The sequence below is a fragment of the Sphingomonas sp. Leaf412 genome (assembly GCF_001425405.1).
Classification (GTDB): Bacteria; Pseudomonadota; Alphaproteobacteria; order Sphingomonadales; family Sphingomonadaceae; genus Sphingomonas.
Window position 1 is genome coordinate 57,685 of record NZ_LMQP01000005.1, and the last position, 11,604, is coordinate 69,288.

The window sequence follows — 11,604 nt, forward strand, 5'->3', positions numbered from 1 at the left end:
GATGGACCACCAGCCGGACAGAACCGCGGGTCGTCTGCGCTGCTGCCGGCGCACGCCATCGATTCGGCGAGGCATCCCTGGACGGGCGATCTCGTCCCTGCGAACGTGACGGGCGGGTATCTGGAGCGGCTGCCTTTGAGCCGACCGCTCCATGCGACTGTCGTCCTTGCCTCATCCGGGTCGCAGGACGATCTCGATCACTATCTCGACCTTCTCGACGCGCACGACATGGTGACCGCCACGACCAGTGCCGACGACGTCGATAATACGAAGCCCGCCCCGAATATATTCGCGATCGCCCTGAAGAAGGTGGCGCCGCTGCGCGCGGACGAAATCGTAGTCGTCGGGGACGCCCCGTACGACGTGGAAGCGGCGGCCAAATGCGGGATCGCGGCGATCGGACTGCGATCCGGCGGGTTCGGCGATGACTCGCTTCTCCGCGATGGCGCGATAGCATTGTACGACGACGTCGCGGCGCTTCTTGCCGATTACGACACATCACCGCTGGGGCACCGTCCCTGAACATCCGCAGCGAGCGAACGAAACCGGCGCCGACCGAATGTCGTCAGGCCGTCTCGACGATATTCAGGCCCGGCTTACCGATTTGCAGGGTTTCATCGCGCATGCGGTCCAACATCGGCATAACCGCTGCGTAACCGGCCTTCCATCGCTGCGCGACGGTCGGACCCGAAAAGTCCATCGCCTTGGCCGCAACTTCCTCCACCTGCTCGGTGTAAGCGATACGTAGCAAAGCGATGCTCACGTCGTCTCGAGCAGCATGGGCCATCGTCCACCGCTCGATTGTTCGTCGCGACTGTGCTGCGAAGATCAGGTCCTGCATCCGGCCTGCGGCTTCGCCGATCGTCAACGGCAATGGCTGGCCAAGCGGCAGGAGGTCGACCGCCATGACCAGCGCAGGGCGCGGCGATGGGTCGGCAAGAACCGGATCGAGCGGAAGATTGGCGGACAAACCGCCGTCGACGAGCCATCGACCGTCGATCTCTACCGGCGGAAACGCAACCGGCAGCGCGGCGCTGGCCCGGATGTGACGTGCATCTAGGGTTTTGTGACGGGTATCGAAAACCACGTCGTCTCCGGTCGCCAGGTCGACCGCGGTCGCCGTGAAGCGGCAGGGGCCGGCATTAAGAATGTCGAAATCTACCAGCCGGTCCATTGTCTCTCGCAACTGATCGGTCTCGAACAGCGACGGTTCGTTAGCCGTCCAGGGACTCATCGATGACAACAAGGGTCCAAATATGCCGGACCGTCCGGCTGCCAACGTCCAGCTCGCAGCCACCGTCCGCCGTGCGGTATCCATCGCGACGGGAAACCATGACGTATCCGCCGTCCCCCATCCGTAATCGTTGGGTCGCCAAAACGTCCGAAGGACATCGAGCCTGTGCTCGCGCCGCGATCCTGCGATCAGCGCGCCATTGATCGCGCCGATAGACGTGCCGACGATCCAGTCGGGATACAGACCGTGCTCGTGCAGCGCCTGATAGACGCCTACCTCAAACGCACCCAGCGCATTGCCGCCGCTCAGGACCAGCACGATGTCGAAGTCGCGCGCTGGCGCGATATCCGTCACGTCCGCCACTTCGGCCGTGTCGCCCATGCCAATGCAGCTGCCCCGCCCGCAAGAATGGCGATCGAAATTGCCGGTCGAGGCACCTTCTGCACCTGTACCATGACACTCGAACGCCGTACCCGGACGTCCTGACTGCCGCGCAGTGCGTCGGTGCGGGGTTCGTAGAGATTGTCGCGGCGGCTGGGATCGCCGCGGTCGTTGGGCTTCTGCTGCGCGCGAGTGCCGACAGCCTCCATGATCCGGTCGGCAAGCCGCGGCGCAGCTTGCGAAAGGATCGACGACAACATGCCGCCACCGCCTGCGTATAGCGTGCGCTTTCGATGCGCGCACGCGAATAGCACCGCATCGGCGACGACCTCCGGTGCGTATAGCGGCTGCGGCAAACGCGGCGGCTGGTCCATGAAGTTTCTGGCATGCTCCGGAAAGGGCGTGTCGATCGCCGCCGGCTTGACCAGCGTGACCGAGATCCCCGTCGCGTCCTGCTCCAGTTCCATCCGCACCGTATCCGTCAGCGCCTGTACCGCGTGTTTTGTTGCGCAATACGGCCCCTGCTGCACGATCGCACGATCGCCAAGGATCGAGCCTATATTGATGATCGCACCGCCGCCGCGTTCGCGTAGGTGACGCGCCGCTACCAACGATCCGTGCAACACCCCGAAATAGTTCACGTCGAATACGCGCCGGTGATCGGCTGCCGGTACTTGGTCGAGAGTGCCATAGGTGCCGATGCCGGCGTTGTTGATCCAGCTGTCGAAACCGCCGAACGCCTCGATGGCGACCACGGCGATGCGTTCGACCGCCGCAAGGTCCGATACGTCCGCGGCACAGGTTACGATGCGTCCCCCGTTCGCGGACATTTGGGTGCGCAAATCGTCCAACGCGTCCGCATTGCGCGCGACCGCAACCACGGCGGCACCGCGAAGCACCGCTTGTTCGACGATCGCGCGACCGTTTCCGCTCGTGGCGCCAGTGACAACCAGCACCTGCTGCGCTAGCGGCTTGAGTCTACCGGCCATGTTGTTTCCTCGTTCGTCAGTCGCTGCCCGCGTCTGGATCGATTGGCCGTCCCGCCTTTGTCAGCTTCTCAGTCTTGTGCGGATCGTCATCGCTCAGGTTATCGCCGTGCGACGACGTGCCGGTGATCGGCTTCTGATCATCATGAAGATGGTCGTCGTTGCCGTCATGCGATGTGCTGGCCTCGTCCTCGCCGCCGTCAGGATTAAACGGCCTCTTCGCAGAAGACGGGCCGCGTTCGTCGTCCATCTTTTGTTCGTCGCTCATGCCAATTTCCGATCATGATGTAGGTGACTTGGTCAGGGGCGCAGGACGACCTTGATGACCCCATCCTGCTTGTCACGAAACTTGGCGTACATCTCGGGCGCGTCCTCCAGGCTGGCGGGATGCGTCACGACGAAGCTGGGATCGATGTCGCCCGCCTCGATCCGTGCCAGCAGCGGCGCGGTGTAGGCCTGCACATGGGTCTGTCCGGTCTTGATCGTCAGCCCCTTGTTCATCATCGCGCCGATCGGGATCTTGTCCCCCATCCCGACATAGACGCCGGGGATCGAGACGGTGCCGCCCATCCGGCAGCTCATGATCGCCTGCCGCAGCACATGGACGCGGTCGGTGGCCAGGAACGTCGCGGCCTTCACCTTGTCGATCACGGCTTCGACGCCGCCATGACCCGACGCCTCGCAGCCGACGGCATCGATGCAACTATCGGGGCCGCGACCCTTCGTGCGGAACTGCAGCTCGTCGTAGACGTCGTCGACCTCGGCGAAGTTGATCGTCTCCGCGCCGCCGGCCTCCGCCATCGCCAGCCGTTCCGGCACCTCGTCGATCGCGATGACGCGGCCGGCGCCCAGCATCAGCGCGGAGCGGATCGCGAACTGGCCCACCGGGCCGCAGCCCCAGATCGCGACGGTGTCGCCGGGCTCGATCTGCGCGTTCTCGGCCGCCATGTAGCCCGTCGGAAAGATGTCGGACAGGAACAGCGCCTGTTCGTCGGTGACGTTGTCGGGCACCTTGATCGGGCCGATGTCCGCCATCGGCACGCGCAGATATTCCGCCTGCCCGCCGCAATAGCCGCCCAGCATGTGACTGAATCCGAACAGGCCGGCGGGCGAATGGCCCATCGCCTTGACCGCCATCTCCGCGTTGGGATTGGTCCGCTCGCAAGCGGAGAAAAGGCCCTTGCGGCAGAAGAAGCAATCGCCGCAGCTGATCGTGAAAGGCACCACGACGCGGTCGCCGATCTTCAGGTTCGTGACTTCCGATCCCAGCGCCACGACCACGCCCATGTTCTCGTGCCCCAGGATGTCACCCGCCTCCATCGTCGGCTGATAGCCGTCGAGCAGGTGGAGATCGGAGCCGCAGATCGCACAGGCGGTGACCTTGATGATCGCATCACGCGGATGCTTGATCTCGGGATCCGCGACCGTGTCGACGCGGACGTCGCCCTTTCCGTGCCAGCATAGAGCGCGCATCGGTTTTCCTCTCTTTATTGGCGTTATTTGAATGCGTTTAGTTTCGAATAAACTGGCGCATTTGACCACATTTTAGGTATAACATCGCCGTCACAAACGGGTCCTACATGATATTCGCCGTCGCATTAAAGCGACGGCGAGTTACATTTACGTTGATAGTCGGGTCAGGATGAAGCCGAGACCGCCTCGGCTTTCGGGTTTACCTTCGATTTAGCCATCGCTGTTAGCTTATCGTCGGTAGCATATTCCTCACTAAGCGTCTGCCCCAAGATTGACGCTATCTCATCACGACCGAGTTGCTCCGCCCATGTAACTAGCGTGCCATAGCGGGTGATCTCATAGTGCTCGACTGCTTGCGCTGCCGCGATCAATGCGGCGTCAAGGACTGCTTTGTCAGCGATCTCCCCCGCGGTCTCGTTAGCCTCCTTGATAATACCATCAATCGCGGGGCAGGTTACCGCTTTCGGTTTCTCTCCAAGTAATTCGAATATCTGCTCGAGGCGAGCAATCTGACCCTCAGTTTCCGTCAGATGCTGTGCAAAGCCGCTCTTCAAACCACGATCGGTGGCTTTTTGAATCATCTTCGGTAGTGCCTTCGTGATCTGATGCTCAGCATAATATACATCCTGCAACTGATGCAGAAACAAATCGTCGAAGGTCTGAATGTCTTTTGTAAACAAGCCCATGACGGTCTCCATAATAAGCGTGTTCGACCGGCTCGGCGAGAATCGCCGACTCCGGATAAATGTTTGAACTGACCTGCCCTCCATCGGTTGCGTAGCTTCTGGCGGAAACATGTTAACCTGCGTTGGCTTTGCGACAAAACGCAGCCGCGCAACGCCAAAGCGGACTGGACGCTCGCCGACGAGCCGCGCATGATGCGTGCGATGAAAGCCTGGATTCTGCTACTATTGCTGGCGGGATGTTCTGACATACCCCGCGATCCGGATCGAACGTTAGAACGCGTGACTCGCGAACATCGCTTCTACGTTGGACTGGTGGCGGCCAACGACGGCAGCGACTGGCAGCGCGTCTTGGCCCGCATATCGAAGATAACCGGCGCAAGACCTATCATTCGGCCCGGGTCGCTCGAACCATTGTTGCTGGAGCTCGAGGAAGGCAAATTGGATCTGGTCGTTGGCGCCCGTCTCGATGCCAAGAGCCCATGGATGAAACGCCTAACGATCGGGCCGCCGCTTGGCGAGAAGGCGGACAGTCCGACGGCGGAACGGCTCGTTACACGCAACGGTGAGAATGCGTGGATCATGCTCGTACACGGCGCGATCAAGGCGGAGTCCGGTCGATGAGTGCAGGCGTCCCAGCAGCGCTGGAAACGGCGATGCACCGCGCCGAGCGGCTCGAATGGTGGTCGATCGGCTGGACGATCAGCGTAATCGCGGTGATGGGCGCGGCGATGGGATCGAGTCAGACGATGAAAACCGCCTGGATCGAGGATTGCCTAAGCCTGATCCCGCCAATCGTGTTCCTCATATCGGCGCGGATCGAGCGACGCCCGCCCAGCGCGCGCTTTCCCAGTGGCTTTGCGCGCGCGTCTAGCCTCGCCTTCGCAATCGCCGCGACGGCGCTGGTAGCGCTGGGCGCGACGTTGCTCGTCGATTCCGCATTGAGCCTCGTAGCGCAGGAACATGCGACGGTTGCCGGCGTCGAATTGTTTGGGCGCGAGATCTGGCTCGGTTGGATCATGATCGCAGCACAGGTCTATTCGATCATTGTCCCGCTTGTACTAGGTCGGTTGAAACTCCCGCTTGCGAGGCAGCTTAACGACAAGACGCTGATGACCGATGCGATGACGCAGAAGGCAAACTGGATGACCGGCATCGCCGGGATTGGCGGGGTGATCGGCATCGGTCTAGGCTATTGGTGGGCGGACGCTCTTGCGGCGGGGTTAATCTCGCTGGACATCCTGAACGACGGTATCCGCGCGCTTCGTGATGCATCGGCCGAGCTCATCGACGGTGCGCCGCGCGCGCTGGACAGCGACGAGATCGCCGCGGACGCCGTGCTCCTGCATGCTGCTTTGTCAGCACGATTTCCCGGCGCCGAGGTTCATCTGCGCGAAACCGGGCGCGTGATTGGTGCGCAGATCGTGGGCGCCGTGCCACCCGATGGTACCCTCGACCCGGCCGAATACTGGCCGGGCGCTACCAATCGCGCGTGGCGATTGGATCACATCAGTTTTGTGCCACCACGACCGCCTAACGCCTCAACAACTCCAAATTAAAGCACAAATCGCCCACAGGTTAAGTGTTTCCTCGCGCAGGTCGCCAAGCGTACAACAACCTGAAGACCAGCCTAATCAGAGACAACGGAAATATAACGGCTGATTATAAAGCGCCAGCAATGTTCCCAAATCGCCCTATCCGATACGCAATTATTAAATTAGACCTAGGGCGCCGTTTTCAGTATAGCTTCAACTGCCGCAAACCCCTCCGTCATGCGCAGGAAGACACGTCTGCCGCTTCACCGCTTTCAGCGATTGTAGAGCGTCTTGTACCGGCCATAATCCTTCGGCGCATCACACCAGCGCAGCCGGTTGCGATTGGCGAGGACGATGCCGCTGAGCACCCGTCGGTCATCCAGCCGCGGCTTGTCGTGGCTCGTCAAAAAGTACGGCTGTAGACGCGCCATCTGCTCATTCGTCAGCTAGTAAAGGTCGCTCCTCCACGCTCTCCTCACGGAGCCTGATTCAGATCGCGCCTGTCACATCAATTGGTCCTGACCCTAGGCAGCCCGCGATGAACGTGATTAGTCGGGATACGTCCGCGACTGCCCTCGTCGGCACCCGGCGCGGCTTGGCGCTCGGGCAGAAGTCCGAAGGCATCCACTTTTTCAAAGGTACGATAGTTCAGCCAATGCCGAGATGCGTCGTGCTTCCCGCGCCGCCATCGCTTGTCTCGTACCAGTGGTGGCGGCGTTCCTGCGCGGTCCGGGTTGACTCTGATCGCGACGGCGCCGGGCGTCAGGCTTGGCCTCTGTGGATTTGCAGGGACGTAGCTACTGCTGACACCGTGCGGCGGTAAAGGGGCTGGTGAGGATCAGGCCGGGACGCCGGGCTGGTCATCCTTGCGCGACCCCGAAGAGGTCTGTCTGCGAGCAGCTAGCGTCGCTACTAACTCAGATCGGCGAGCTTGTTCGTCCCATGCTTTAGCAGCAGCTAATGCACGTTCTCGGACCCCTCCAAGGTCGGATTGTTCAGCAAGTTCGCGCTGTTCGGCGGCACGCGCTCGATAGACCTCGACCGGCTCAGGATCGGGGTTGCGGTTCAACAGCGGCCGTGCGCGCCTAAGCATCTCGCACCAAGTGAAGCTTTCGAGGAAGGGACGCGGCCGACTGCTCGTGCATCAACGCTAGTTCCAGATGCGCGTGTTTGATTGCAGGATCGTCAGCTGCAGCTGCAAGCGCCCGCTCTTGCTGAGCGCGCTTCGCATGGAACTCAATATCCGGTTCCTCGCGGGAAGGGTATCCGACTCGCATCCGAATTCTCCTTTCACGGGGTCCGGACTATAGTTAATCGGGCAGCGTGATCAACCGGATCGACTATACCTCTGATGCAGATCAACCAAGAAAGCGCCTGGATTCTCGTCGCCAGATCCGATTAGCTTAGCTGGTAAATCGGCGTCGTCAGGGCTATGCACCTGATGGTAAGCGCCACCGGTTGAAGAGGCGAGATGCCCCGCCCTCGCAAGCCAAGCTAGTCCGTTCCGCTACGTCAACTCGCCGGAGGCGATCCGGCCGGTGGTTTTGATGTACGTGCGTTCCCCCTGTCGCTGCGGAACGTCGAGGACTTCCTGTTCGAGCGTGGCGTCGACATCTGTCACGGAACCGCCCGCATGTGGTGGAACAGGTTCGGACCGATGTTCGCGGGCGAGATCCGACGCCAGCGGGTCAATCGTATGCGTGATTTTCGCCATTGGCGATGGCACCTCGACGAGATGCACGTGAAGCTCAACGGCGAGATGGTCTACCTGTGGCGGGCCGTCGATCATGAGGGCGAGGTGCTTGAGAGCTACGTCAGCAAGACCCGCGACAAGGCTACGGCCCTCGCGTTCATGAAGAAGGCGCTGAAGCGCCACGGCTCGCCGGAGAAGATCACCACCGATGGTCTGCTTACCTACGGCGCCGCCATGACCGAGCTTCGCTGCCGCGAGAAACAGGAGACCAGACGCTGTCGTCGGGAACGAGGGCCAATTTGTCGACTGCGTAGCTCATTCCTGCGACTCCACTCTTGGTGAGATGGTGAGTTGTTGGAAGATCGTCCGATTGGGTTGCGTCAGCAGGTAGTGAACGCCGACGGCGATATCCTCGGCCCGCAGCATTTCCTCGTCCCGGATAATCTCGCGCTGCTTGTCCGTCGGGATATCGGGCGTCAGCATGTCAGAGCCGGTCTTGCCAGGCTCCACAAGCGCGACCCGGATACCCTGGGTCCAAGCTCACGCCGCAGTGCCTCGGAGAAGCCCTTGAATGCCGTACTTGATGCCGGCGTAGATCGTCGAATTGGGGCCACGCACATAGGCGCTCATCGACCCGATGAGCACGATGTCGCCCTTGTCGCCTAACTTGTCCGCCGCGACATGAGCGCTTAGCAGATAAGCGGTGAAGTCTGTAGCGATCGCCGGTCGCAAATCCGCTTTGCTAGTATCGCTCAACCCTTCCGCAAAGACTGCCGCGTCCACGACGGCGATGCCCAGCCCGCCGAGATAAGCGACGGCCTGATCAAAGACTGCCTTCACATTGTCCGGCTCGGCCAAGTCGATGACCACACCATCGCCCTTGCCAACGTCGCGGATGTCGGCGAGCGCGTCCTCCAGGTATTTGGCCTCAAGGCCACAGATGAAGACATCCACGCCTTCACTGGCGAGCAGGATGCCAATGGCGCGCCCGCCGTCCGGCAAGGGTCGGCATCTCGGTATGGGCATCTGTGGCGGAGGTCATAATCGGCTCCCGTTGATCAGCGAGGAAGCGTCGACGCGGTCATCGGTTCGCTCACCAGTGAAGACTGATCTCCCCGCTGGCAGGTATCTGATATTCAATGAGATCGGCTCGCCTCGTCACCGGACGCAGCGTATCGCCGGCGATGGTGCGCAGGACGAATCTGGGCAGGGTTTCTCCCGGAAGGCGAGACAGGCTGAAGACTGCCTTGCGAGCATGGCCGCCGTCGAGGCCGAACTTCAGCGATCGCTCCGAGGTGCGTTCGCTGGTTACCGGAAAATGATCGCAGAAGATACGAAACGGGGCGCCGGTGACTTGATGAAACGCCCGCGTTGCGAAGACGAACGCGGCTCCTGCACCGTAAATCTCCTGGCCGACTTGGCCGGCCGGTTGTCCGTCGACGTAGAGATCCTCGATCGGGAACGACAGGCTACTATCGATATGACCATTGCGGATGTCCTCCTGCGCAAGAGCGTCCTCGGGGAGCGCATCGGGATAATAATACCAGGCTCGGTCGAGCGCATATTTGCAATATTCGCTGACGAGCAGCCGTACGGCGGGGTCCAGATCGGGCCCGCTATCCTTCAGGTAGCGCTCGAACGCGGCGAAGCTGTCGAAGCATTCGAACGCCGCCATGTAAGGGGCATCGTGGAGACAAGTCGCGCCGAGGAAGACCTTGTAGTTGCTGGCATGGCCGATCTCGGATTCCCAGATCACCGTGTTGTGGAAGAAACTGGCGAGATAGACATAGCTCTGGCGGAGGTAATATTCCTCATCGGTGATCCGCCAAAGCCGCATACAGGCCGCCGCGCCCCAGGCGGTCAGATTGGCCTGATAGTTGAGTTCGAAGCGCATCTCGCGCGCGGCATCGACCGCCCTTCGTGCTTCCTCGAGATAGGTCGGCGCCCCGGTCAATTGATAGGCCTGGACCATGACATAGGCGTAGATGCCGCCGACATCAGTCTGGCCGAGCCCGTCGTCGTTGCGCGCTTCGACGATGACGTCGAGGCTGTCGACTTTGAACTGGATCGGCCAGGCATAGGCGAAATGCCGCGCCGCTTTGATGGCAAGACCCAGCGAACCCAAGAAGAGCTCTTTGGCGCGAGCGTCGCCGTCGAGCGCGCGGCGGCCGAGATTGAGCAGCGGATGGTAGAGATACCAGCTGTCGACGGCAAACTTGTCCTTGTCCTTGCCGACGTTCGGTAGATAGCGCCGCATCGTCTCCAGTTCGGTGTCGTGGAACTTGGCGAGACCGTCTTCCAGAGCCTTGCAGAACGGCAGGTCGCGTCCCGTCCATGCAGCATAATCCCGCAGCGGTGCGATGATCGCCATCTGCACCATGACATCAGGATATTCGGCAGCGATATACGGGTGGATATAGGTGTGGCCGTAATGCTCGATCCGGGTGTCAGGTGCAGTTTCCAGATCGTGCAACGTTCGGTCTGCGCGCTCGACCCAGTCCCGGTATTGGGTCGATGGCGGCTCAAGCTGTCGGTACGCGGCGCCAAGTAACTGCAGAAACCGCCGTGCCATGTCCTGCTCATCGCATGCGGCATCATCGTGGAAGGCAAGAATAACATCCGACATCACTACCGACTCTCCTGCCGGCAAAGGGTTGGTCGGAGGCGTGCCGCTTTGCGGCGGCGTTGGCGGCAGATAGCCGAGTTCAGGCCATTCACCTCCAACTGCGCCGTCCGGCTTCGTGTCGGTCGCAGCGTAATAGCCGTTGAGCGCCGTCAGGTTCTGAAAATACAGGACGCTGCCAAACGCCGGCTCGTCGAGATGGAAGTAGCAGACACCGCTGTTCAAGCCTCGTTGCCCCGCCTCGACCTGGCCAACTGCCGCCATCGGGTCATCCCCCTCCCCAAGCGGATACAGATCGCGTGGAAAGTAGGGGATGAGGAGCGGAATGGTTGGGGTGAGCGTGGTCGTAACCCGGATCAGGGCGAGCTCCAGATCATCGAAGCGCAGCACCACATTCTGCGACCCTATGGGACTAGTGATCTCCAGCCGCAGCATTTCCCCTGCTCTCGTCCGCCGCTTCCTGACTTTCGTAGGGCCACCCCAGCAATGTGCGATGCGCAGCGCCAGGCCACCCCGGTCAGGACGCCTGATGATCGCCCAGACGGAATCCCGCCCCTCCAGAACCTCCAGTGATCGGACACCGACAGATACGTCGGCAATTCGACGCATCCCGGCTGCCAGCTCGGCGCGAAGGCTGATCGTCGCTGCACTTGCTGCAGAAGCACGAGCCAATTCCAAATCTCCCTCAACTGATCGGTAGCACGTATGGCAGGTACGGGCGCTGTCAGATCAATTGCACCAGTGGGTAAGGCTCACAAGATACGGTCGCGCCATGCCCCGCCCTCGCAAGCCCGACAGCCCTTTCCGCTACTTCAACTCGTCGCCAGAGGTGATCCGGCTGGTGGTGCTGATGTATGTGCGCTTCCCGCTGTCGCTTCGGAACGTGGAAGACCTGCTGTTCGAGCGCGGCATCGACATCTGCCACGAGACCGTGCGCCTGACCCGCAGGTTCTCCTCGCGATAGAGCCGCAGCAGCTTCTTGTGGTTCATGACCAG

Annotated in this window: 13 protein-coding genes and 2 pseudogenes; 5 read left to right on the forward strand and 10 right to left on the reverse strand. The window is 61.3% G+C overall.

Going from position 1 to position 11,604, the window contains the following annotated elements; all coding sequences use genetic code 11:
• The first annotated feature begins 135 nt into the window (after window positions 1–135).
• Complete coding sequence (locus ASG29_RS17680; RefSeq protein WP_235532980.1) at window positions 136–522, forward strand: HAD family hydrolase; 387 nt, start codon at window positions 136–138, stop codon at window positions 520–522.
• Window positions 523–565: 43 nt separating this feature from the next.
• Here the strand turns inward: ASG29_RS17680 and ASG29_RS16180 are convergent, their stop codons facing one another.
• The 5 genes from ASG29_RS16180 to ASG29_RS16200 form a co-directional block, all read right to left on the reverse strand.
• On the reverse strand, window positions 566–1,615 hold the full coding sequence (locus tag ASG29_RS16180) for a patatin-like phospholipase family protein (protein WP_055986812.1): 1,050 nt from the start codon (window positions 1,613–1,615) through the stop codon (window positions 566–568).
• A complete protein-coding gene (locus ASG29_RS16185) occupies window positions 1,585–2,604 on the reverse strand; it encodes an SDR family oxidoreductase (RefSeq protein WP_082516258.1) in 1,020 nt (339 codons plus the stop codon). Before ASG29_RS16185 ends, ASG29_RS16180 begins: the two co-directional genes overlap by 31 nt.
• Window positions 2,605–2,620: 16 nt before the next feature.
• Complete coding sequence (locus ASG29_RS16190) at window positions 2,621–2,869, reverse strand: hypothetical protein (RefSeq protein ID WP_055986819.1); 249 nt, start codon at window positions 2,867–2,869, stop codon at window positions 2,621–2,623.
• 32 nt (window positions 2,870–2,901) lie between these two features.
• Window positions 2,902–4,074, reverse strand: coding sequence for a zinc-dependent alcohol dehydrogenase (locus ASG29_RS16195; RefSeq protein ID WP_055986822.1), 1,173 nt, complete (start codon window positions 4,072–4,074; stop codon window positions 2,902–2,904).
• A 164-nt stretch (window positions 4,075–4,238) separates the two neighbouring features.
• Window positions 4,239–4,772, reverse strand: coding sequence for a ferritin-like domain-containing protein (locus ASG29_RS16200; protein ID WP_235532981.1), 534 nt, complete (start codon window positions 4,770–4,772; stop codon window positions 4,239–4,241).
• A gap of 75 nt (window positions 4,773–4,847) precedes the next feature.
• Between ASG29_RS16200 and ASG29_RS16930 the strand changes: the two genes are divergently transcribed.
• Entirely contained in the window at window positions 4,848–5,381 is a 534-nt protein-coding gene (locus tag ASG29_RS16930) for a hypothetical protein (protein ID WP_156458127.1), read from the forward strand.
• Window positions 5,378–6,316 (forward strand): cation transporter, encoded by a 939-nt coding sequence (locus tag ASG29_RS16210; protein ID WP_055986828.1) that lies wholly within the window; start codon window positions 5,378–5,380, stop codon window positions 6,314–6,316. Before ASG29_RS16930 ends, ASG29_RS16210 begins: the two co-directional genes overlap by 4 nt.
• Window positions 6,317–6,567: 251 nt before the next feature.
• Here ASG29_RS16210 and ASG29_RS16215 read toward each other — a convergent pair.
• Window positions 6,568–6,738 (reverse strand): annotated as a pseudogene (locus ASG29_RS16215) (transposase); the annotation flags it as partial.
• Between the two features lie 1,061 nt (window positions 6,739–7,799).
• A complete protein-coding gene (locus ASG29_RS17685) occupies window positions 7,800–8,006 on the reverse strand; it encodes a hypothetical protein (protein WP_235532982.1) in 207 nt (68 codons plus the stop codon).
• Here ASG29_RS17685 and ASG29_RS16220 point away from each other — a divergent pair.
• Complete coding sequence (locus ASG29_RS16220; RefSeq protein ID WP_235532986.1) at window positions 7,905–8,327, forward strand: DDE-type integrase/transposase/recombinase; 423 nt, start codon at window positions 7,905–7,907, stop codon at window positions 8,325–8,327. The genes ASG29_RS17685 and ASG29_RS16220 overlap by 102 nt on opposite strands.
• Here ASG29_RS16220 and ASG29_RS17690 read toward each other — a convergent pair.
• The 3 genes from ASG29_RS17690 to ASG29_RS16230 form a co-directional block, all read right to left on the reverse strand.
• The gene (locus ASG29_RS17690; protein WP_235532983.1) at window positions 8,301–8,468 is read right to left on the reverse strand and encodes a hypothetical protein; all 168 of its coding nucleotides are present in this window, start codon (window positions 8,466–8,468) and stop codon (window positions 8,301–8,303) included. The genes ASG29_RS16220 and ASG29_RS17690 overlap by 27 nt on opposite strands.
• Window positions 8,469–8,525: 57 nt before the next feature.
• The gene (locus ASG29_RS17695) at window positions 8,526–8,987 is read right to left on the reverse strand and encodes an SDR family NAD(P)-dependent oxidoreductase (protein WP_235532984.1); all 462 of its coding nucleotides are present in this window, start codon (window positions 8,985–8,987) and stop codon (window positions 8,526–8,528) included.
• Window positions 8,988–9,078: 91 nt separating this feature from the next.
• Complete coding sequence (locus ASG29_RS16230; RefSeq protein WP_235532985.1) at window positions 9,079–11,043, reverse strand: hypothetical protein; 1,965 nt, start codon at window positions 11,041–11,043, stop codon at window positions 9,079–9,081.
• A 337-nt stretch (window positions 11,044–11,380) separates the two neighbouring features.
• Between ASG29_RS16230 and ASG29_RS16235 the strand changes: the two are divergent.
• Window positions 11,381–11,545 (forward strand): annotated as a pseudogene (locus ASG29_RS16235) (IS6 family transposase); the annotation flags it as partial.
• Window positions 11,546–11,604 lie beyond the last annotated feature (59 nt).